The sequence below is a fragment of the Pseudomonas sp. zfem002 genome (genome assembly GCF_032621685.1).
Taxonomy (GTDB): Bacteria; Pseudomonadota; Gammaproteobacteria; order Pseudomonadales; family Pseudomonadaceae; genus Aquipseudomonas; species Aquipseudomonas japonica.
Genome location: NZ_JAVYJH010000038.1, coordinates 1 through 20428, shown reverse-complemented (window position 1 = coordinate 20428; position 20428 = coordinate 1). Strand labels below are relative to the sequence as shown.

29 protein-coding genes, 1 tRNA gene and 1 pseudogene are annotated in these 20428 nt (G+C 58.1%); 20 read left to right on the top strand and 11 right to left on the bottom strand.

What is annotated here, in order from left to right; translation table 11 throughout:
* Positions 1–128 precede the first annotated feature (128 nt).
* The 4 genes from RTI28_RS28550 to RTI28_RS28535 form a co-directional block, all read right to left on the bottom strand.
* Positions 129–977 carry a ParB/RepB/Spo0J family partition protein gene (locus RTI28_RS28550; protein WP_316923597.1) on the bottom strand — a complete coding sequence of 283 codons (849 nt, stop codon included), beginning with the start codon at positions 975–977 and terminating at the stop codon, positions 129–131.
* A 58-nt stretch (positions 978–1035) separates the two neighbouring features.
* Positions 1036–1105: transfer RNA gene (locus tag RTI28_RS28545), tRNA-OTHER, on the bottom strand.
* A 143-nt stretch (positions 1106–1248) separates the two neighbouring features.
* Positions 1249–1422, bottom strand: a complete 174-nt coding sequence (locus tag RTI28_RS28540) for a hypothetical protein (RefSeq protein WP_316923596.1) — start codon at positions 1420–1422, stop codon at positions 1249–1251.
* Positions 1419–1898, bottom strand: a complete 480-nt coding sequence (locus RTI28_RS28535) for a hypothetical protein (RefSeq protein WP_316923595.1) — start codon at positions 1896–1898, stop codon at positions 1419–1421. Before RTI28_RS28535 ends, RTI28_RS28540 begins: the two co-directional genes overlap by 4 nt.
* Before the next feature lie 549 nt (positions 1899–2447).
* Here RTI28_RS28535 and RTI28_RS28530 point away from each other — a divergent pair.
* Positions 2448–2774: a DUF1654 domain-containing protein gene (locus tag RTI28_RS28530; RefSeq protein ID WP_316923630.1), complete on the top strand. Its 327-nt coding sequence runs from the start codon at positions 2448–2450 to the stop codon at positions 2772–2774.
* 53 nt (positions 2775–2827) lie between these two features.
* Here the strand turns inward: RTI28_RS28530 and RTI28_RS28525 are convergent, their stop codons facing one another.
* From RTI28_RS28525 to RTI28_RS28515, 3 genes are all read right to left on the bottom strand, one after another.
* Positions 2828–5035, bottom strand: a complete 2208-nt coding sequence (locus tag RTI28_RS28525; RefSeq protein ID WP_316923594.1) for a S8 family peptidase — start codon at positions 5033–5035, stop codon at positions 2828–2830.
* 4 nt (positions 5036–5039) lie between these two features.
* Entirely contained in the window at positions 5040–6131 is a 1092-nt protein-coding gene (locus tag RTI28_RS28520; protein WP_316923593.1) for an ATP-binding protein, read from the bottom strand.
* A gap of 132 nt (positions 6132–6263) precedes the next feature.
* Complete coding sequence (locus RTI28_RS28515; RefSeq protein WP_316923592.1) at positions 6264–7091, bottom strand: S24 family peptidase; 828 nt, start codon at positions 7089–7091, stop codon at positions 6264–6266.
* Positions 7092–7205: 114 nt separating this feature from the next.
* On the opposite strand from RTI28_RS28515, the gene RTI28_RS28510 reads away from it, so the two are divergent.
* The 8 genes from RTI28_RS28510 to RTI28_RS28475 all read left to right on the top strand — a co-directional run bounded on the left by RTI28_RS28510 (position 7206) and on the right by RTI28_RS28475 (position 12030).
* The gene (locus RTI28_RS28510; protein WP_316923591.1) at positions 7206–7442 is read left to right on the top strand and encodes a hypothetical protein; all 237 of its coding nucleotides are present in this window, start codon (positions 7206–7208) and stop codon (positions 7440–7442) included.
* 29 nt (positions 7443–7471) lie between these two features.
* Positions 7472–7660 (top strand): hypothetical protein, encoded by a 189-nt coding sequence (locus RTI28_RS28505; protein ID WP_042125003.1) that lies wholly within the window; start codon positions 7472–7474, stop codon positions 7658–7660.
* Between the two features lie 412 nt (positions 7661–8072).
* A complete protein-coding gene (locus tag RTI28_RS28500; RefSeq protein WP_316923590.1) occupies positions 8073–9056 on the top strand; it encodes a hypothetical protein in 984 nt (327 codons plus the stop codon).
* The gene (locus tag RTI28_RS28495) at positions 9043–9843 is read left to right on the top strand and encodes a hypothetical protein (RefSeq protein ID WP_316923589.1); all 801 of its coding nucleotides are present in this window, start codon (positions 9043–9045) and stop codon (positions 9841–9843) included. Before RTI28_RS28500 ends, RTI28_RS28495 begins: the two co-directional genes overlap by 14 nt.
* Positions 9840–10061 (top strand): hypothetical protein, encoded by a 222-nt coding sequence (locus RTI28_RS28490; RefSeq protein ID WP_316923588.1) that lies wholly within the window; start codon positions 9840–9842, stop codon positions 10059–10061. Before RTI28_RS28495 ends, RTI28_RS28490 begins: the two co-directional genes overlap by 4 nt.
* A 240-nt stretch (positions 10062–10301) precedes the next feature.
* Entirely contained in the window at positions 10302–10772 is a 471-nt protein-coding gene (locus RTI28_RS28485; protein ID WP_316923587.1) for a hypothetical protein, read from the top strand.
* Complete coding sequence (locus tag RTI28_RS28480; protein ID WP_316923586.1) at positions 10769–11347, top strand: recombination protein NinG; 579 nt, start codon at positions 10769–10771, stop codon at positions 11345–11347. The genes RTI28_RS28485 and RTI28_RS28480 overlap by 4 nt, the downstream gene beginning before the upstream one ends.
* Positions 11344–12030, top strand: a complete 687-nt coding sequence (locus RTI28_RS28475) for a hypothetical protein (protein WP_316923585.1) — start codon at positions 11344–11346, stop codon at positions 12028–12030. The genes RTI28_RS28480 and RTI28_RS28475 overlap by 4 nt, the downstream gene beginning before the upstream one ends.
* 484 nt (positions 12031–12514) lie before the next feature.
* On the opposite strand, the gene RTI28_RS28470 is transcribed toward RTI28_RS28475, so the two are convergent.
* Positions 12515–12940 carry a type II toxin-antitoxin system HicB family antitoxin gene (locus RTI28_RS28470; protein WP_316923584.1) on the bottom strand — a complete coding sequence of 142 codons (426 nt, stop codon included), beginning with the start codon at positions 12938–12940 and terminating at the stop codon, positions 12515–12517.
* A 79-nt stretch (positions 12941–13019) separates the two neighbouring features.
* Positions 13020–13202: a type II toxin-antitoxin system HicA family toxin gene (locus RTI28_RS28465; protein ID WP_316923583.1), complete on the bottom strand. Its 183-nt coding sequence runs from the start codon at positions 13200–13202 to the stop codon at positions 13020–13022.
* 99 nt (positions 13203–13301) lie between these two features.
* On the opposite strand from RTI28_RS28465, the gene RTI28_RS28460 reads away from it, so the two are divergent.
* The 4 genes from RTI28_RS28460 to RTI28_RS28445 are packed head-to-tail and all read left to right on the top strand — an operon-like array spanning position 13302 to position 14703.
* Positions 13302–13628 carry an MFS transporter gene (locus RTI28_RS28460; protein WP_316923582.1) on the top strand — a complete coding sequence of 109 codons (327 nt, stop codon included), beginning with the start codon at positions 13302–13304 and terminating at the stop codon, positions 13626–13628.
* Positions 13625–13972, top strand: coding sequence for a hypothetical protein (locus RTI28_RS28455; RefSeq protein ID WP_316923581.1), 348 nt, complete (start codon positions 13625–13627; stop codon positions 13970–13972). Before RTI28_RS28460 ends, RTI28_RS28455 begins: the two co-directional genes overlap by 4 nt.
* Positions 13973–14029: 57 nt before the next feature.
* Positions 14030–14260: a hypothetical protein gene (locus tag RTI28_RS28450; RefSeq protein WP_316923580.1), complete on the top strand. Its 231-nt coding sequence runs from the start codon at positions 14030–14032 to the stop codon at positions 14258–14260.
* 8 nt (positions 14261–14268) lie between these two features.
* Positions 14269–14703 (top strand): proteasome subunit beta, encoded by a 435-nt coding sequence (locus RTI28_RS28445; protein ID WP_042125023.1) that lies wholly within the window; start codon positions 14269–14271, stop codon positions 14701–14703.
* A gap of 3 nt (positions 14704–14706) precedes the next feature.
* Here RTI28_RS28445 and RTI28_RS28440 read toward each other — a convergent pair whose 3' ends face one another.
* Together RTI28_RS28440 and RTI28_RS28435 are read right to left on the bottom strand one after the other, a co-directional pair.
* Positions 14707–15255 carry a hypothetical protein gene (locus tag RTI28_RS28440; RefSeq protein ID WP_316923579.1) on the bottom strand — a complete coding sequence of 183 codons (549 nt, stop codon included), beginning with the start codon at positions 15253–15255 and terminating at the stop codon, positions 14707–14709.
* Between the two features lie 131 nt (positions 15256–15386).
* Positions 15387–15641, bottom strand: coding sequence for a helix-hairpin-helix domain-containing protein (locus tag RTI28_RS28435; RefSeq protein ID WP_316923578.1), 255 nt, complete (start codon positions 15639–15641; stop codon positions 15387–15389).
* A 117-nt stretch (positions 15642–15758) separates the two neighbouring features.
* On the opposite strand from RTI28_RS28435, the gene RTI28_RS28430 reads away from it, so the two are divergent.
* The 7 genes and pseudogenes from RTI28_RS28430 to RTI28_RS28400 all read left to right on the top strand — a co-directional run.
* On the top strand, positions 15759–16391 hold the full coding sequence (locus RTI28_RS28430; RefSeq protein ID WP_316923577.1) for a putative metallopeptidase: 633 nt from the start codon (positions 15759–15761) through the stop codon (positions 16389–16391).
* Positions 16391–16750, top strand: coding sequence for an NUMOD4 motif-containing HNH endonuclease (locus tag RTI28_RS28425; RefSeq protein WP_316923576.1), 360 nt, complete (start codon positions 16391–16393; stop codon positions 16748–16750). The genes RTI28_RS28430 and RTI28_RS28425 overlap by 1 nt, the downstream gene beginning before the upstream one ends.
* A 270-nt stretch (positions 16751–17020) precedes the next feature.
* Positions 17021–17497 carry a DUF2280 domain-containing protein gene (locus tag RTI28_RS28420; protein ID WP_316923575.1) on the top strand — a complete coding sequence of 159 codons (477 nt, stop codon included), beginning with the start codon at positions 17021–17023 and terminating at the stop codon, positions 17495–17497.
* Positions 17472–18521 carry a terminase gene (locus RTI28_RS28415; protein WP_316923574.1) on the top strand — a complete coding sequence of 350 codons (1050 nt, stop codon included), beginning with the start codon at positions 17472–17474 and terminating at the stop codon, positions 18519–18521. The genes RTI28_RS28420 and RTI28_RS28415 overlap by 26 nt, the downstream gene beginning before the upstream one ends.
* Positions 18518–18715: a hypothetical protein gene (locus RTI28_RS28410; RefSeq protein ID WP_316923573.1), complete on the top strand. Its 198-nt coding sequence runs from the start codon at positions 18518–18520 to the stop codon at positions 18713–18715. The genes RTI28_RS28415 and RTI28_RS28410 overlap by 4 nt, the downstream gene beginning before the upstream one ends.
* A complete protein-coding gene (locus RTI28_RS28405; RefSeq protein ID WP_316923572.1) occupies positions 18715–20166 on the top strand; it encodes a DUF4055 domain-containing protein in 1452 nt (483 codons plus the stop codon). The genes RTI28_RS28410 and RTI28_RS28405 overlap by 1 nt, the downstream gene beginning before the upstream one ends.
* Positions 20093–20428: pseudogene (locus tag RTI28_RS28400) on the top strand (phage head morphogenesis protein); the annotation flags it as partial. The gene RTI28_RS28405 and the pseudogene RTI28_RS28400, both read left to right, overlap by 74 nt.

Sequence of the window (20428 nt, the reverse complement as noted above, 5' to 3'; positions counted from 1 at the left end):
TGGCCTGGCGCCTGCCAATGCGGTCGATGTGAATGGGAGTGGGTGCAGGCGCCCAGCACTACCCGGGATGTATCTGGTCTAGCCCTTGTGGGCTCCGGATTCGCCTGCGTGAAGGAGGAGGGTGCAATTCAATTGCGAGATTGCGATCCAGCGGCAGCGACTGCATCCCTGAGCGCCTGTAGGTGGCCGGCTGGGATGTCTCCAGCGTGGTCTTGGGGGATTGCTTCGAGCAGGGCGCCCGCTGCCGCATGCACAGCTTCCAGCTTGGGTCGCGAGATCGACGGTCCGCGCATGGTGCCGGCGGTGACCTTCGTTTTGCCTTTGGCCTGGGCTTTCTGCAGCTCGGCGCCCAGCACCTTGCCGGCTTCGTCGCCGTGAGCGCGCACCACCTGGGCAGCAGTCGTTGCGGAGACCTGTCCAGCGGCGACCAGGCTCTGCACGTCGGTGTTCGCGTTGCCGACAGTGACGACCTGTTCCACATGCTGTCTGGTCTTGCCGACCTTCTTCGCGATCTGGTCAACACTCCAGCCGAACGCCTTGAGGCGTTTGTAACCTTCGGCCAGCTCAAGCGGGGAGAGCTTTTCGTTCTCCTGGCTACTGATGATCCGCGCGACACGATCGGCATCGCTGCCCTCGAATGCGACAACCGGAATCCAAGCCTCCAGGATGTCTGGATTGTCCTTGTTCGGTGTGCGTGGGAGGCGACCAGCCTTGTCCAGCTTGATCAGTGCGCGACGCCGGCGGTGACCATCAACGACCCATACGCCACCTTCGGCTCGTGGGCGAACTTCGAGCGGGGGGATCTGGCCGCCGCTGGCTATGAACTCAGCCAACAGCGCGATGCTTTCCTTGAGCGCCGGACCTTCGGTGCGCAGGTTGAAGCCTGGCTCCTCATGAAGGTCTTCGAGCTGGACTTTCATGGCGTCGGCGCGTCGCACCTCGCCATCCTTGATCATTTGTTTGAATGATTTGGCCATGCAATTAATTTCCGCTGGGGCTGCATTGGATGTGTGATCTGGCCGGGTGCGATACCGGCATCCATGGGGGGGCTCGAACCCCCGGCGCACCTTTTGCGAGGCCGCTCTACCGACTGAGCTACATGGTCACGCCTCGGTCACCCGGCCTAGGAACCCGGTCACCCGACACGCTTCGCGCATCGCCTGCGCATTCAGATCACACACCGATGCAGCCTGGTGATGGGGCCAGGTGATCGGGCAGTTAACGTCAGGCTGACGTGGCGCTGGCTGTTCAAAAGCGCTTCTTGGCGTTCTCGTTGACTTCGCGCCGCCGGTGGTTCAAATCGATGATTCGATCCCTCTCAGCGTCATCTTGAATCGAATCGAAAGCTGCGAGGACCAGGCGCGAATAGTCGCGCCCGTCGCCTTTTAGGGTTGCTTGTCCGCGTTTCTGATTCGCTTTCATGCTGACGCCTCGAAGGTTGTGCTTGACGCCGAAACTCCGAATCGGGCCCAGTTGGAAGGCGAGTAGAACTCGACCACTTTTGCCACCTTCACAATGAACTCGGCACCGAAGCGATATTGCTTGCCCTGGTAGACCCGAGGCTGCGTGAGCTTCTTGTCGAGGCAGGTGGCGCCGACGGTTCGACCATCACTCAGGCGAACACCGTGCCTCAGAGCTCGGCCGCAGTGCTCGCAATTGCAGTCGCTCTCGTAACCAACGATCTGGATTTGTCCCATCGTCTTGCCCTCCAGGACGGTTGATTTCCCTGATACCCCTCGTGAGAAGGGCATCAGGTGAAATCGCCGCGGCCCGCTACTGGCGTCGGTCGCGGCTTGTTGCGTCAGCGGTGCTGGCCAGTTACCCGCTACTGATTGCAGGGCTGGCCGATCGTCGTCGGTGTGGGCGTCGAGCTTCCTCCTCATGGCGGCAATCAGCATCTGTTCGCCATGGATCGCAGGTCCTTACAACATGCACGCTACAGCTCTGAATGCCCGGCTGAGTGGGGCAGGGTGCATGAGGTCCGGCGCCCCTCAATGCCGAAGCTCAGGACGCTAATTCGATACGGTGTCTCTCCCTTCTGCCGCTGGGATTCGCGGGGCGCATTGCTTGCCGGGTCGTTCGCGCGGTTCGAGCATTTCGCTCTCGATCAGCCGTGCAGGGTGTTCCTGCCGTGGGCGGGCTATCTGACCCGTCTGATCGCCGGTCTCTGGTAGAGGCAATGCGGTCTGTTGGTGTTTCGTTTGTTGCGGCTGGTTGTTAAAGAGCGGTGAGGCTTGAGGGCCTCCCGAGGGGCTGTGTAGCGCCTCGGTGAAATCAAATTTAGCCACAAGCTAAAATATCGTCAATAGCTTTGAGCTAAATTATTTTCGCTGGACGGCAAAGTCCTCGCCTGACAGCACTTCGCCGCGAGTGCTTTACGCCTCGGTTAGCACTGAGCTATGATTCTGAAATATATGTACGGATATACAGTATTGAGGGTAGGAAAAATGTCAGCGTTAATGGAGAAAGCACCATCGGTAGGCGAGGAGATCACTAGCCTTGAGCGGCTCGGCCTGCGCGTATCCGCGATGATTAATTCGCCGCTGGCGCAACTGGGGAGGAGGGTGTTGATTCACCGCCTGGACACAGACAGCGATGAGGACTGGGATGCGATCATGGAGCTGTTGGCTGAGACCGACGGCCTGGACATGACGTTTTGCGACGACGGCTCAGTGATCCTGCAGTGGGATGCACCAAGCGATGACGATCTAATGATCGACAGGGAAGTGGAGCTGGGCTTGGTGCGTCACGAAGAGGAGGGGGCGCCTTTCTGATTGGCGGGACAAGCCCGCCGAGGCGGGCTCAAAAAATCACGAAGATTTTAATATTAGACGTTGATCTGAATCTCTTGGTTAACAACCGCACTTTCAATGTCAGCGGCCAGTGCGCGCACTGCGGAGTCGTAGACGGATTCGGTACCATCTGGGCAACGTAGAGTCAAAACAAACGAAACCCGCTGCTTTGGCAATTCGGAGTGGTGGCTGACGTCGAACTGATAAAGGTCTCTTGCAAAGACACGCGCGTTCAGTCTCATCGTCGTTCCGGAGATGCTAGTCCCCTTGTGTGTTTTAGAATGGTTCCTTACAGGGCTCCATTTTGAAAGTTCTGATCTCGCAGTTTCTTCCTTTTCTTTGTGCTCTCTCATCGGGCCTGCGAGGCTTATAACGTTTCCTTTGGAGGATTTCGCCTGTAAAGCCGTCTGTATACGAGTAGAGAAGTAATTTACACCTACCATGTCTGATATAAGTGGTTCCAGTACGGCAGTAAGTACAACTGTCCCAACAAATTTACCGTCTGCTATGAGCTCAGGGGGGATTGGTATTTCATTCCAATAGTACCAATAGCCAGGCTGAAGCTCTGCAGACCACGCCATCGTGATGTCTCCGGGTGGGCAGTGCCATGGAAGTTGATCATCTTTCCAAGGTGTGCCCCATCCAAGGCTGTTGTCGTGTGACAATAGTTCAGCTCTGTTTATGAGGAGGGCTCTCACTAAGTCTGGTCTGGCGTTTTTAATATTGGCAAAGGTATGTGCGGCTAGCGACGACACTAACGGAGTACTGAAGCTTGTGCCGACTTCCTGACCTCCACCAAGTACGCGCAGCTCTGAATACCAAGCTAAATCAGGTTTCTTCATGCCTGAAGGCGCCGGTCCCTTTAGGCTGAATGCGCACTTATCGCCTGGCTTGCGGGTCTGCATGTTGAAGCGCCGCCCGCTAATCGTAAGCGAAGCCTCACAGTCGGCGGGAGGGCATAGGGTTTTCGATTTCGGATTGTGGTTAACATTTCCCGCAGAAATGATTGGAAGGATATCGTATTTCCTGGCCAGCTTGCTTATCCGGTGCCCAAGTAGGCTGACCTCGTCCGGGGAGGTAAGAGATGAAACTGTATTAAACGACAGATTCCAAACCTTTGAGTGTGAGGCGGTTTTCTGCGCTACGTCTTCAAGATACCTAAGTAGCTGGCGGTGATTAGGGGTTTTTGGGACTGTGTCTTTGCAGATGACTTGCGCAGATATGAAGGTGCAGTCAAGCTCCGGGAGCGGTCTATTTTTGTTCCATGCATGAGCGTGACAAACTAAGGAAGCGACTTTATTTCCGTGATTAAGATTGGCGTCAATATCTCCCACCAAAGGGAGAATGCTCATCTTTTCTAAGTGTTGATAGCTTTGAGCGTTCACGCCTCCATCAATGATCACGACTGTTGGAGCGTTGGAAGAAATCCGTTTGGGTGAGGGTTCCAAGCCTTCGCCAGGCTTCTGGGATACAGATACTTTTGGAGCAGGCTCAATCCGATAAACCGTTCCAGACGAAATAAGTCTATCAAACGACTCCTGAGTAGTAATCTGTAAGGAGAAAGCTGCATGCCCGTCGGTGCTGTAGGTTTTGACTAGATCTTCAACCGGGTCATATGTCATGATGTCGCTGCTGGGCGGGCTGTCGAATTCAGGGTGGCCAAGATGGTATGAGTTGTCTTGCAATAATGATTTTATTTTCGTAGCCAGCGCTTTCCGAGCATTGACGTTTTTGAAGGGCTTGAGCCAAATATTTACAGAGCCTGCGGATTCGACTGCCGACCAGGTGGTCTGGAAGTCAGCGCCCCGCAGTGTTTCTGGCTCATCGAAGACCTCAATTTGCGATATTCTAGATATGTCGACTTGGTCTTTAACACTGGGGGAAGATTGAATTCTCTTGATAAGATCCGGCATCTTACTCCGAGCGATCTCTATTATGAAACCTTCGTAGGCGGGCGATACGAGCCTGCAGCCTGCTTGTGAGTCGAACAAGTCGGTAGGAGTCCAGGTGGGGGATAGGGCATCATCGTCCATCTTCGCCAGTAAATGGGTAAAGCCTGAGAAGGTAATATTCTCTAGGTTTCGAGCGTTAATGTTTTTAAGCTGTTTAGATAGTGATGCTCTTTTGGAGTCCAAGGTCTGTTGCTTAATGCCCTTGATGTCTTTGCCTCGCCCCGTCACTCCTTGCGGGACTGGATCCTTTAAAAGCCTCAAGACTGGGTTTATAATCGGCTTTTCTGGCATTTCGCTAATCCTTTAGATATGTTGATAATGTTTGTCGGCTGACTTTTATAAGGGCAAGTATCTCGGATTGAGATAGATGATATGTACGGTGAAGTAAAGTGCAGATAGCCCGTTTTTCAGCTGGGTCTACTTCGGTGTGGGAATGTAAAATGTCCTTAGTGACTTGTTGAGGGTCAAGAGGGGAGCCTGTAATCAAGGCATGACGGCGTGCTGACATTGATATGGACTCAATGTCAGCCCCGCTAAGAGTGCCCGAAATCTTTGCTAGCGCAGATAGCGTATTGGGTTCGCCGGAGTCGCTAAACAAAAAATAATTCCAAAGATGCTTTCGCAAATCTTCGTCGGGCAGGCCGAAGTTCATTCGGTATGGGAAGCGACGCCATATGGCTCTATCCAGTAACTCAGCGTGATTAGTTGCCGCGATGACTATTGCTCTGTCATCCAGCGAGTCAATGGACTGAATGAGCGTGTTCACTACACGTTTTAGTTCGCCTAGCTCATGATTGTCATTGCGCAATTTTGCTACGGCGTCGAATTCATCTAAGAAAATAATACCGTTCTTTTGCGGTATTGTTTCAAAAACGCTTCTAATATTCTTCGCGGTATCTCCTAAGAGGGAGGAGATCAGCGAGTCGAGCCTGACCACATAAAGCGGCATGGAAAGCGCGGAAGCAATATGCCCGGCGACTAAAGTTTTTCCCGTTCCTGGAGGGCCGGCCATAAGAAGATTCATGCGTCCAGATAGACCATGTTCAGCAAGAAGGTCGTACTTTTTTACGCTTGCAATGAATGAGTCGAAGGTATGCTTAAGGGCGCTGTTCAAGAATATTGGAGATATAGGCCATGGCTGCTCCTCAACCAGTGCCCCTCTCGATTTAGGATCCACCGGCAGGGCTTCTGAATAACCGGCAGCGCGAAGAGGTACACCGTTCCGCCTTGTCGCACTCTTGATCCGCTTGCTTGTGTCGGGTGCGGTCGCCAAGCAGTCCTTGGCAATCCTGTTGCCGATTTGGCGGACGACAGTGTAGTCGGCGTTCAACGCGCCTTCTATAAGCTCGAGCAGGTCCGTCTCTTTTACCGCGATGTCTTGTGGCATTCGAAAAAATCCAAAAAATTCACCCAAATGTCTAATTTTTTGTCTTTTTCGTCAAGTTTATTCGGATGAGTGTAAGGTTCTGCTTGCGAGGCGCAAGATTGGCACCTAAGGCTCGCTCGCTAAAGGTTGCACCTAGATTTTTCTCGCGTTCCAGACCAACAGGACCTTGGCGTGAATAGTGATGTCGTCAATCCGAGCGGACTGCTTTTCGTAGTTTCTGTTGTCAGATATCAACCAGACATGATTCTCGTCCTGGCGCTGAACCCGCTTAATCAGAAGATCCCCATGCCAGGTGAGAACATAAACCCCTTCACCCTCGTAGTCGTTCACGCCTCGATCCACGATCACTGGGTCTTTGTCGTTGATCGTCCCCTCCATGCTCTGGCCCCAGCCAGTGATCACGCCTAGGGCCTGCGCTGACGTATAGGTCACCCCTTTCTCGCGCAGCAGCTCTTCGCGGATCACTACGTTCCGGATGACTTCACTGTACTCGGACGGCACCTGGCCGTGGCCCATGGCTGCGCGGATGTCGTATTGGGGGATGGAGATCTCACCCTCTGCACGGATGATCTGGTGGACGTGCGAATTCACAGGCTCGAGGTGAGTACTGACTTCCGCCGCTTCCAGCAAACGCTGACGAGTTAGCTCAGGAATGTTTTTGCCACTCTTCGCCAGCATCTGCTTGACCAGGTCAGCCGCGGTCTTCCCACCGGCGTCGGGATCCGGCGAAGTCGCGCGCGCCTCTTCATCGCTCGGGATCGAGTCGAACCAGCCTCGAGGTAACTGCTCAACTTCCTCAATTCTCCGGGAGACGTCGTCGCCCAGATTCTTCGCGGTCTTGTCCGAAAGAATCTGGCTAAGGTGCGCAGGCGCCATCCCCCAGCGCTCAGCGCAGGAGCCCTTTCTCTGGTTCCCGATCAGCTTGATCAGGTTGTGCTTGCGAATTTCGTAGATATCCATAACGCGAAGAATGCCAGTGTTTAGCTGGCTGCTAAATGTGCGCAAAGCTAAATTTCTCCTTGCTTGAATATTAGCCGTAAGCTAAATTTCGCTGTATGTGTAAGGAGAACCCTCATGAATGATCACCTCCGTGATTGGTTGGGCAGGGCCGCGAACGAGCGCCGGCAGCAGGTCGCCGCCGACGCGAAGACCACTGTTGGCCACCTGTGGCAACTCGCAGGCGGTCACCGTAAGGCCTCTGCTGAACTCGCTGAACGACTGCAGGACGCCTCTGGTGGCGAAATCACCATCGCCGGCCTGCGCCCCGATCTCATCCCATTCGCACGAAAAGCGCTCAAGGGCGCTGCGTAATTCTTTTCTCTGGAAGGAGCCATCCCAGCATGTACGCCAACCCCAAGCACCTGCACGACCGGGAAATCAAGGTCCGGGTCGACGAGGACACGTTCAACCTGATCCAGGCGCTGGCTGCGTTTCATCGAACCCAGCGTGCAGTGCTTTGCCGCGAGCTGCTCGAGGCGCAGCTGGCCGCGTTGGCTTCGGAGAATACCGACGATAAGAGCGTGGCCTGAAGGCCCGGAGGAGGGCCCATGCCTACTGAACAGGTCGGCCTGGACCAGGAACTGATGGAGCAGCTGGTGCGCGAGGCGGAGCGTCGGGGGATGACGCCTTCCGCACTCGCTGCAGATTTGATCCGTCGTGAGCTGGCTAGCCGAACAAAACCGCGGAATCCCCGTGGCTCTGTTGCACCTTTCCATCGCCGGGCCTGAGCAGGCCCTGATAAGCCCGAGTAGCGGGCACTCGAAGCCGCCCATGGAGGCGGCTCTTCACATCAGCGTTACGGGGGAAATCATGCATACCCGTGCACCCGTTATTTACTCATCCCTTCGTGTGTTGGCGCCGCCAGCCGGGAAGGGCTGACATGCAGCACACCCTTCGCACCAACAGGATGGCCAGCCTTCGTCAGCATCTGCGGGTGACCGTATGACGCTCGAGGAACTGCTGGATCGTCCCATTGCATTTCAGCGCTCGTTTGTATCGCTCGGCGTAGGCATTACCGGGGCCCTGATGCTGTCCCAGGCGATCTACTGGTCGAACCGTACCGACGACGCTGAAGGCTGGTTCTACAAGACCATGGAGGACTGGGAAGTGGAGACCGGAATGACCCGTTCCGAGCAGGAGAGCGCGCGTAAGAAACTCGTCAAATGCGGCGTCTTGGAGGAGATGAAAAAGGGCGTGCCGTGCAGGCTCTATTTCCGCGTGAACCTGGGCTCGATTGCAGCAAACTTGAATGTGGAAATCCCGCAATCCAGTAAGCGGAAATCCCGCAAGCCAGTTTGCAGGAATCCTGCAAACAAGAGTGCAGCAAAGCAGCAGGCAAGCCCGCGGAAATCCCGCCAGCAAGCCCGCGGAAATCCTGCAAACCTTACAGAGAATACAACAGAGACTACTGCAGAGATTACGGCAGAGACTACAGCAGGTTCTTTGCAGGACGCTTCGGCTGCGCCGCAGCAACCTGCCGTGCTGGCGGTCGTTTCGGTCGAGACGCCGCGGTGCGAAATCCCTGCCGACATGCCGGGCCCGAAAGACCCCACCTGCAAGACCTACAAGTCCTGGGCGAACTACGCGATGGCATACCGCAAGCGCTACGACGCCTGGCCGGTGTGGAACGCTCGGGTCGCCGGGCAGATGGGCCAACTCGTTGACCGCCTCGGCGCCGACTTCGCCCACCACGTCGCCGCGTTCTTCGTCGGGATCAACGACTCGAAGCTCATCAACGGCTGCCACAACCTGGGCGACCTGCTGTTCAAGTGCGAGGCCTACCACACCCAGTGGAGGACCAACCGCCAGATGAACTCGACGACTGCTCGCCAGTTGGAGCAGACGCAAGCGAACCTGAGCGCCGGCCTGGAGGCTGCGCAGCGGATCATGGATCGCGCCGGAGGTCAGTCGAATGAATTCCTCTAACCGCATGGCGCCCGACCAGATCGCCCGCCTGGCCCTGGCCATCTGCGCAACCGCCGAGGCTTTGGGGCAAGCCGTCACTCCGACGGCAGCCGAAGTCATGGCCGATGACCTGGCTGACTTCGCGCCGGATGTCGTCGCCGCGGCGCTCAAGTCCTGCCGCCGGGAACTGACTGCCCGGCTGACCATGGGGGCGATCCTGCAGCGCATCCAGGCGGCAGACGGCCGCCCTGGGAAGGACGAAGCCTGGTCCATCGCGCTCTCCGCGAGCGACGAGTTCGAAACCGTGGTCCTCACACCGGAGATCCGCCAAGCCATGTCCGCTTCGAACCCGATCCTTCGGGCCGGCGACAAGATCGGGGCCAGGATGGCGTTCATGAGCGCCTACGAGCGGCTCGTCGCCAACTCCCGCGCTGACGCATCACCCGTCACATGGGGGCTATCACTCGGCTTCGACCCGGAGCGTCGCGCGATTGCGGTTGAGTCCGCAGTGAGAGCCCAGCTCATCACCCATGAGGCTGGCACACAGTACCTGGCGGATCTGCGCATCGCCCCGCTGACCGAAGACGGCAAAGCGATCGCCGGCTTGATCACCGGCGAACAGCGTACCCACGTCTCGGATGGGATGCGGGCGAGGCTTGATGAGATCCGGATGCTCATCGCGAGCGACAAGACGAGCAAAAAATCCCAGGGCTTCAAGAACGAGCAGAGGAAGCGGGTGCTGACGTACCTGCGGAAGCGAGATGTACGCAGCACCATCCAGGCCTACGGGATGAAGGTGAGCTCATGACAATCGACAAGCAAAATCTCCAGCTCCTGCTGTGGTCGGTCGTGGCCGCCTGGCGCATCGGTGACAGTGAGCAGCAGCGCCACACCGACGCACTGGACGAGTTCCTGGGTGACATCACGGTCGAGGAGGTTGCTCTCGGACTGCTGGAAGAGATTCGTCAGCTAAGCGCCCAGGTGCGTGCCGCGGAACAGCATCTGCAGGAGGTGGCTCATGGTTGATCTCAACTCACTCTCGCCACAGGCGCGCTCCGCTGCAATGCGTGGCGGCGTGGATGGTTGGGGGCAATGGGGGAACGGTATCCAGCACATCCGCTACATGGAACCGAAGCCAGCCAAGGCTCGGCGCCACTGCCATTGCGGCTGCAAGCGTCGGGCTACCCATTACGGCTGTGCGAATGGCGTCACACTCATCAGCGGGTGTGAGCTTCGCATCCGACGTTGGGTAAGGGAGGGCAGGTGATGGCTGAGAGGATCAGCGTCAACAGCCAGGCCAAGCTGACGGAGGCCGTCACGCTGCTCACGCAGCTCTTCCGCGAGAAGAAGTTCGTGGTAGTCAGCATGCGCCCAGGGAAGGACCGCACCCTGGATCAGAATGCATTGTGGTTTTCGATGTACGAGCGGATCGCCAAATCGACCGAAATGGGCGACGTCGAGGATGTCCGCCGGTACTGCAAGCTCCACCACGGCGTCCCGATCATGCGCTCCGCATCCGCCGAGTTCCGTGAGGGCTACAACCTGGCGCTGCTGCACCTGCCCTACGAGATCAAGCTCCGCTGGATGGGGGCTTGTGCCATGTTCGGCCCTGACGGTTTCCCGGTGACCCGCCTGTTCACCCGGGAGCAGGGCTGCATGTACACCGACCGCATCGCTGTCGAGTTCACTGCCAAGGGCGTGTTCTTCGGGGATCTGCTGGGGGAGGCTGCCGCGTGAGGACGCCTCTCAAGGAAGTGAAGCGGAAAACGTGCAAGGCCTGCGGGGAGAAGTTCACGCCGAGCTTCAATAGCACGCAGGTGGTCTGCAGCCCTAAGTGCGCTCTGGACCATGCACCAGCGAACCAGGAGAAGGCCCGCAAGGCAATCACCCAGCGAGAGCGCCGCGCGGTCGAGGTCCGCAAGCAGAAGCTCAAGAGCCGTGGCGACTACGTGCGCGAAGTACAGGTGGTGTTCAACCAGTGGGTTCGCCTGCGTGACGCGGATCTGCCATGCATCAGCTGTGGTCGTCACCACCAGGGCCAGTACCACGCAGGTCACTACCGCACTGTGGGTGCGAACCCTGAACTCCGCTTCGAGCCGCTCAACGTCCACAAGCAATGCGCGCCCTGCAACAACCACAAGTCCGGCGACATCGTGAACTACCGGATCAACCTGGTTCACCGGATCGGCGCCGAGGCAGTCGCGTTTCTTGAAGGGCCTCATGAGGCCCGCCGCTACACAATCGAAGATTTGAAGGCCCTGAAGGCCAAGTACAAAGCCAAAATCAAGGAATTGAAGGGGGAAGCAGCATGATCTACACCAGCGTATCTGGAGCAGTGGTTGCCGCCCTGGCGGCGGGAGAGAAAGGGGCCGCAAAGGGCCAAGCCTGGCAGAAACTCTATAACCCGAACGAAGAGGAGGGCGGGTGTCTGGCCTCGCTGTCGTCAGTCGGTGGAGAGCTGGACAGAACACAGGTGGACTACTGGGTGGCCGCCAGGCTTCATCACCTGCTGATCCCCCGGCACTGGGATGCACTTGTGGCCAAGTACAGCACCAGCAAGGCGATGAAGGTCAAGGCGATCGCCGCGGTGAAGCCGCTGATCCCGAGCCCCGCCAAGCCTTTGTTCGTGTTCAAGGCGGTCACCGCCTGGGCTATTCCGAAGCTTCCAGGCGCTGGTCGAAAGGGAGCCAGGGCGGTGTCGGTGGATATTCCGCTGGATACTCCAGCATGGCGCCGAGAGGCCCTTATCAGGGCTGCTGTCGCTGCTGGGGTTGCCGATAAGAAGCGGGTCGAGGCCGTGGAGGAAGATGTGATCATCCTGCCCGATAGTTTCTACGACATGAACACTTGGGATCTCGACGCGGCACCTGAGTCGACCCGGCGCCGCTGGCGGGCGGATATCAACGAAAGACTGAACGAACTGGTGGCCGAAGCCCTGACGGAGGCTCAGCGCATTCTGGAGGCGGAAGGACTGATGCTGAACCACGCGGCGTGATTGCCTGTTGACATCAGTGAGCGACTGAGCGAAATTATACCCATCCTGTCATTCCTGCGCGTGTTGAGGAGTGGCCATAAAAGCCCCGCCAGAGAAATCTGCCGGGGCTTTGTCGGCTTTGGCTTAGGAGGAAATATGTCCAGAGCACAGCGCCGACACGATACACGCCGAATCAAGGCTCGTTTCTACCTCAAGCAACGCTCCCAAGAGTGTTGGTCGACTGACCCGCGCAGCGCAGGGCTATTCGCCAATCACGGAAAAGTCTGTTCCTGCTGGATGTGTGGCAACCCGCGTAAGTTTGGGGAACTCACCATGCAGGAAAAGCGAGCGGATATTGCTCTCGGCACCGAATAGATATCTGGTCTCTGAGATTCTTCATTTCTAGAAGATTGCGCCGGATGGCAAGCAGTCCGACTTGAGCCGGAACTGCCGTAAGCCTTCACCGAGATAGCGCGTGCGCTGCACGGGGATGGATATGCCTGGGTCAGGCGGCTTCCACTGACACGGTGAGGCGCTTGCCCAGGGCCGCCAGTGCAGCCTCAAGCGCTTCCAGTTTGGTTCCGTGCATGAAGTCGACCAAACGATCACCCTGGCTCTGGCTGACGCCAAGCAGACGACACAGATCAGCCTTGCGCATACCTTTCTCGACCATAGAGTTCCACAGTTCGATCTTCGCCACCGTGAGCGCGGAAAGGCGCACGACGGGTTGGTCTTTTGCTGGTGCGGGAGCATGCGGAATGGCTCGGCGCTGATCAACGTAGATCGATAGCGCAGCGGGCATTAAAACACCGGCTTCGATCATGGCATCGGCCAGGTCGTCACCGGCGGCGTTGAATTCCGGAATGGTGTCGCAGGTGAGTGCGACACCCGGAGTGTCTTCGGTGTGTACTGTCACTGGGTAATCAAACATTTCTAGCCCTCCCTCGGGCGGCTCTCTGAGTGATGTTTGCAAGGCGAGGCGATGAAACGGGCTCAACGGTGAAGGGGGCTCATTTGAGCCCCAGTTGTTTGATGATTCCTTTCCGGGTTCCTTCTTTCATTTCTTTAGCTCCGTGATCCGGAAAGATCGTCTGCTTGCCTTCGAAGTAGATTTTGAAATGGCTTGTTCCGCTAAGCGATTCGAATCTGACTCCTCTGGCCTTCAGCCACCGCTTGAACTCGTTGTAGCTCATCACCTCGCCTCGTTGTTGTGTGAGTCCATTTTACAGCAAAATTGCTTTATGTATAGCAAATTTGAGTTATTTAATTCATGCTACTGCGGAGTCGAGCGCATGGAGCTTTTTCACCGCCTGCTCGAGAAGCTCGACTGGGCTATTGCGGGCGTCATTGGGGCTGTGGTCGCGAGTTGGTGGCACCGTGACGACCTGACCGGCCGGAAGGCTTGGCTGTTGTTCTTGTCCACGGGGGCTGCCTGCGCGCACTACCTGACCGGAATGGTCAGCGCCTATTTTGGAATCGTAGAGCCTCGGAGTGTTGCCGGTGTCGGCTTCCTCTTGGGCACCTTCGGCGGCTCCCTCATCGCCGCCATTCACCGTGCAATCAAAGCCGCCGACCTTTGGTCCCTGATCAAATCCAGGTTCGGGGGAGGTGCCGGATGATTCTCGAGTATGTCAACGCCGCCTCGGCCGGAATGATCGCCATCTGGGCGACCTGGTGCGTGCTGAGCGGCAAGGTGCGAGACGGGGTGATCGGTAAGATCATCTATGCCGTGATCGCGCTGAGCGGGTATGCGGTATTGGCTCGCAGCGATCGGATCTTCTTCGCTCCCTCGGTGGCCGGGACAACCCTGCTGCTCTTCCTGGCTCTGGCAGGTGCTCGGCACATCTTCATCGTCATGTGCTGGCAGCAGGTCAAGGCGTGGCTCTGCAGGGTACTGAACTGCGAGCACTGCCTGCGCGATTGCCGGTACGGCCCAGACGGAATCGAGCGACGCAAGTCGTAGGTCCCGCCACAAAATCACAGTGCGCCGTTACGTGGCGCGACCACCAGAGGATCCACTATGGACAACCAGCACAAGAAGATCACCGGCTACCGCGACCTCACCCAAAGCGAGATCGACGGCATGAACTCCATCAAGGCCCTGGAGGCCGACGCCGGCGAGCTGTTCAAGCAGGTTGCTCAGATAGAGGGTGTCGACCCGCAGCTGCTGGCACTGGCCAAAACCAACCTGCAGCAGGGCTTCATGTGGTTCGTGCGCTCGATCGCCAAGCCTGCTGATCCGTTCAACTGAGGTCGGCCATGACCACCATCGCCTACAAGGACGGAATCATCGCCTACGACTCTCAAATCACCCGGGGCGACGTGATCACCTACGACGACTACGAGAAGTGCCTGGAGCGTGATGGGGTGAAGTTCATCTGCTCCGGCGCGGTTCCGGACTTCGCCAGGCTGGTCGACGCTTACTTCGGCGGCACGCCAGAGGGAAGCATCGACGTAACAGCCATGGTCTTGGATGGCGAGCAGCTCATGATGGTTGCGGTGGATGACAACACCGGCCTATGGAAGTCGCCGATCATGCTCGACCGTCCATACGCCATCGGCAGCGGCACGCCTTACGCATTCGCTGCGATGGATATGGGCGCATCCGCCGAGAAGGCCGTCGAGATGGCTGCAAAGCGCGATACCAGCACTGGCGGAAAGATCAGAACGCTGAGGGTTGCCTCGGCGCAGTAGCATTCAGAACAACGCATAGCTAAACGCGGTGCCAGGAATTGCAGCGACTTTGGTGCGTGATTCGTAGTAAAGCTGCCCTGAGTTCGTCAGTTTCGATTCGATGAGCTCGGCCGCGTCTGTACTGTCGTCAGTTTGGAAAATTCCGAGCGCCCAAAACGAGCGAAGATCCAGTTCGGACTTCCTGACTTTGGCAACCTTCGCTAGATCCGCAACCATATTCGATATGCAATTGCCCTGCTGAAGGTGCTGCTTGATTTCCAAGGCAACGTATCGATCAAGCACCCAGTGCTTTTTTCGAATGATGAAGTCAGGCTTGAAAAAGTAGCGCTGCTTTTCCATGCGGTAATCGAACTCAAGCGATTGCTCGCGATGCCACTCAGGTTCGGAGCTGTGCTCCGCCAAGAACCTGGCAAATTCGATTTGAAACCAGATTTCCCAGCCCGTGATTTCTTGGTCGGTAATCACATTAAATGCGGACTGAAGGCTGTCTCTGTTGAAGAGCTCGTGGAGCAGCTCGCTCATGTACTCGAAGTCTGGTTTCGGCTTGATCATATTTTTTCCTATGGCAATTCCAGTTGAGCGCTGGCGCAGCGGCGTACTGTTGCCGGTAATCGGCCACTATTGCAAGACTGGACGGACCTCATGACAACTAAGCAACCCGACTGGGAGGCGATCGAGCGAGCCTACCGGGCCGGGGTGCTTTTAGTTGAGCCTTTTGCAAGATCGACAGCTGCTGTAATTGCTGCTCGGGCTTGAGGGCTGTTCTTCCAGCAGGTTGAACCTAGTGCGGCTGATGCTTGACCCAAAATGTCGCTGACATCCGATTTACCTAGCTCAGCCAGCGATTCGATTCCCATCTGCTCTAGCCTAGTAATGACGGTTGGGCCTATGCCTTTGATAGCGAGCAAAGCGGTTCTTTCATCCGGTGAGAACGGCATCATAAATTCCTTTTCGTGCAATGAGTCCGCAGAAGTGTGCCCGACGCTAGAGGGTGCCTCAATAGACCGGCGTCATCGTTTTCAGTGTCAGCAATGCAGCGAATCCAGGGAGAGCGTGTGAACAGACCACTTCCCCCGGTGCCACTACTTGAGGTGTCCGAGTTATCCGACTTTGGTATTCGCCTGACTCCGGCTCCCGAGGTATGGGAATGGCTCCAAGCCGAGATCCTCGCTGACACCGGCAGCATTCACAACCAAGACCATGCGCACCTGATCGACGCCAGCATAGGCGTGCTCTGGGCATCCTCAGGATTCGCCAAGCAGGGCCGGGTTGTTTTGGGCCAGGCTGAGCAGGTCATGTTCCGCGCTGGAGGCTGGCAGAAAGCTCGCCAAGAGCAGCAGATGCGGGAGTGGTTCGGCGAGGAGCCCGAGTTCCTCATCACCCTGGCAGCTGACTACTGCGCCGAATGCACGGACGCTGAGTTCTGCTCCCTCGTCGAGCACGAGCTTTACCATATCGCCCAGGCTACCGATCAGTACGGTGCACCCAAGTTCACCCAGGACGGGATGCCGAAGCTCTACCTGCGCGGCCATGACGTCAGCGAGTTCGTTGCGATTGTCCAGCGCTATGGCGTGGGGCATCCCGAGGGCGACCTGGCTCGCATGGTTGAGGCTGCCAAATCCCCGCCATCCATCAGCCGAGCGTCTATCGCCAATGCATGTGGCACATGCCTGTTGAGGTCTGCGTAATGCTTGAACAATGGAAAACGATCGCGGATTACCCCGACTACGCCATCAGCAACCTTGGCCGGGTGAAAAGACTGACCTCGCGTACCTGTGCCAAGGCCGGGTCAATCCTCAAGACCCCGGGCAGAAGCAAGTCCAGGCCTTACTTGAGCGTTGATCTCTGCTTCCTGGGAGGTAAGCGCACAGAACTGGTTCATCGGCTTGTGGCAATTGCTTTCCTTGGCGAGCCGCCATTCGCAGGCGCTGAGGTCAATCACATCGACGGCAACAAAGGCAATGCGTCCGTTACCAACTTGGAATGGATCACCTCATCTGCGAACCAGCAGCATGCATATGCTGCTGGTGCAGTGTGCGAAGGGTGAGTCGAACGGACAGGCAAAGCTGCGCGAAGTCGAAGTGCTCGAAATGCGTAGCCTGCACGCCTCTGGATCAGCCAGCGTTGAATGCCTGGCTGACCGATACGGGGTACATAAGCGAACTGTGCTCGATGTCGTGAACAGGAAGTCCTGGGCGCACATCTGACGCTGCAAGCCGGCCGCCTGAAGTGGCCAAGATCAACATATCGAGGGCCTGCGGAACCTGTCTGCTCAAGTCTGCCTGACCCCTGACAGACCCAAGACGGATGGAAACCTATGGCGGCCCTGAGCAACGAGGTGAAAGCCTTCATCGTTCAGGCCCTGGCCTGCTTCGATACCCCCTCGCAAGTAGCGGCAGCCGTCCGAGAAGAATTCGGCCTTGAGGTGACCCGGCAGAAGTGTGAGGCGCACGACCCCACCAAGCGCGCCGGGCGAGACCTGGCCAAGCGCTGGGTAACCCTGTTCGAAGACACCCGCAAGCGCTTCCGTGAGGAGACGGCTGACATCCCGATCGCCAACCGTGCATTTAGATTGCGTGCACTGGGCCGCATGGCCGAGAAAGCCGAGACCATGAAGAACATGGCCTTGAGTGCTCAGCTCCTGGAGCAGGCAGCCAAGGAGTGCGGCGACATGTACGTCAACCGCAAGATCGAACCCGACAAACCCCTGGGCTCCCAGGCGGACCAGCAGCACGCCGTTGCTGAGTACAAGCTGGAGCCAGATGAGAATGTCCCGACTACCCCGTACCTATGACCCGCCGGTCAAGCTGACGCCGAAGCAGGCGAACATCTACTGCTGGGGCTTTCAGCCCGTGGCGCGCTTCCGTGATGCAGTATGCGGCCGGCGATTCGGCAAGACCTTTCTCGGTAAGGCGGAGATGCGCCGCGCGGCCCGGCTGGCTGCTGAATGGGGCGTGAGTATCGAGGACGAAATCTGGTATGGCGCGCCGACATTCAAGCAGGCCAAGCGGGTCTTCTGGCGGCGGCTGAAGCAGGCAATTCCAGAAGCCTGGCGCGCTGCACGGCCGAACGAGACAGAGTGCTCGATCACTCTCAAGTCCGGTCACATCATGCGCGTGGTCGGCTTGGACAACTACGACAACCTGCGGGGCTCAGGCCTGTTCTTTGTCCTGGTGGACGAATGGGCAGACTGCCCGTGGGCGGCCTGGGAAGAAGTTCTCCGGCCGATGCTTTCGACCTGCCAGTACACGATTCCCCAGACCGGGGAGTCGCGGAAAGGCGGGCATGCGCTGCGGATCGGCACCCCGAAGGGTTTCAACCACTGCTACGACACATACCGCGACGGGCAGCCAGGCGGCGAGCCTGACCATAAGAGTTGGCAGTACACCTCTCTGCAGGGCGGTAACGTTCCGGCCGAGGAGCTGGATGCCGCCCGTCGCAAGATGGACCCGCGTACGTTCCGCCAGGAATACGAGGCCGGGTTCGAAAACTATGCCGGGGTGGTCTACTACACCTTCGATCGTGCCGAGTGTCGCACCACCGAGCGCATCAAGCCGGGCGAAGCACTGCATATCGGCATGGACTTCAACGTCATGAAGATGGCCGCCGTCGTGTACGTGGTCAGAGACGGTCTCCCGCTGGCCCTGGACGAGTTCCACTCAGTGCGCGACACGCCGGAGATGATCGAGAAGATCAAGGTTCGCTTCTCGGGCCACAGCATTTCCGTGTACCCAGACGCCAGCGGGCAGAACACCAGTAGCAAGAACGCTAGCGAATCGGACCTCTCCCTGCTCAAGAAGGCCGGCTTCGGCGCATGAAGGTCAACATCGACCAATGCCCGCAGCTCACCCAGTGCCTGGAGCGTCAGACGTACACCGACAAGGGCGAGCCGGACAAGGATCCCAAGAATGGGCACGACCACATGAACGACGCCGCTGGCTACTTCATCGCCAAGCGGTTCCCGATCAAGACTCAGTCCGCCGGCACTCGCCGCATCGGAGGTTTGGCGTAATGCCTGTTCAATCGACCAACCCAGACTACGACGCTCATATTGAAGAGTGGCGGATGATGGACGACGCCCTGGAGGGCGAGGGCGCGATCAAGCGCAGCCCGCGCAATCTGCCCAAGCCGAGCGGCATGACCGAAGCTGAAAAGCTGGACGGGCAGGGCAACGCCTACCTCTATCAGAACTACACGGCCCGAGCTCAGTACGAGCACTGGGTGCGAGACTCGCTGCGCTCTATGATGGGCCTGGTCTCGCGCCTGATACCCGAGGTGAAGCTACCCGCGGGGCTGAAGGGCCTGGAGGACAATGCCACAGCTGATGGCTTCGGCCTGACCCAACTGTTCCTGCGGATCGTGCGCCAAGCCATTTCCCATGGCCGGGTGCCCCTGGTGGTCAACATTGATGACGCGGGCAAGCCGTACTTCGCCACGTACGCAGTGCGCAACGCCATCAACTGGGATACTGCTGACCAAGGTGGTCGCCAGGACTTGGTGCTGTCCGTCTTCCGCGAGTTCAGGCGCAAGGAGCAGGACCGCTACAGCCACGAGTGCGAGACGGTCTACCGCGAGTTCTACATGGACGGCGCGGTCTGCCGCACTGGCGTGCGCAACGAGGCTGGGGAGCTGATCGAAAACGACCGCCCGCTGGGCACTGTCGATGGCAGCAACAACCTGGTGCGTGGCCTGGACTACATCCCGGTGATCTACTGCGGCTCCACAGACAACTCTCCTGGTGTGGACGAGATCCCACTGCTGACGATGGCAAGGGCTGCGTTGAAGTCATACCAGCTCAGTGCCGACTACTTCACCGCACTGCACCAGACCAGCCACCCGCAGCCATGGGTGTCTGGTCTGGACGAGAGTGTGGAACTGAGCGTTACCGGGCCATCGGCGGCCTGGGACCTGGGGCCACAAGGGTCGTGCGGATATCTGGAGTTCCAAGGCGCCGGCATCCAGGCTGTCCGCACGGCGATGGAAGATCAGAAGAACGCGGCTCTTGAGGCAGGCGCCAAGGTAATGGACGTGTCCGGTACCGAATCAGGCGAAGCACGCAAGACTCGCCAGAACGACCAGCACGCCACGCTGCACAGCATCGTCATAACCGCTGCAGAGGCTATCGAGCAGGCCCTGCGGTACGCCGCGGAGTGGACGGGGTACAGCCCGGATGACGTGGTCTTCACGGTCAAGCCTGAGTTCGTGATTCCTGAGGTTGACGCTCAGGTGCTGGCCGAGCTGCAGAAGAGCGTCATGGCCGGCACGATCAGCGCCGAAACCTACTGGCAGTACCTCACCACCGGCAAGCTGCCCGAACGCCCCTACGACGAAGAGGCCGAGTTGATCGGCGACGACCACGGCGCGGGCGGCGTCAACTTGGACGAAGACGATGGCGAAGAAACCGGAGCAGGCAGCGGACGAGAAGCTGCTGGAGCAGGTAAGCCGCCACTCGGTACTGCTTGAGCGGCTGAAGGCCGGCGAGGTCAAGAAGTTCGAAACCTACCTGCGCCGGGCTGACAGCCATGTACGTGACCAGCTCACCCGCAAGGAGCTGACCACCTACGGCCGGAGCCGGCTGGAAGAGTTCCTGGGGCGGGTAGGGGGCAAACTTTTGGAGATCTACAGAGCCTTCAGCGACCGGATGCAATCCGACCTGGTGGACATCGCCCAGTACGAGGCCGCATTCGAGGGCCGCAGCCTGGCCAAGGCGCTGCTGATCGATGCG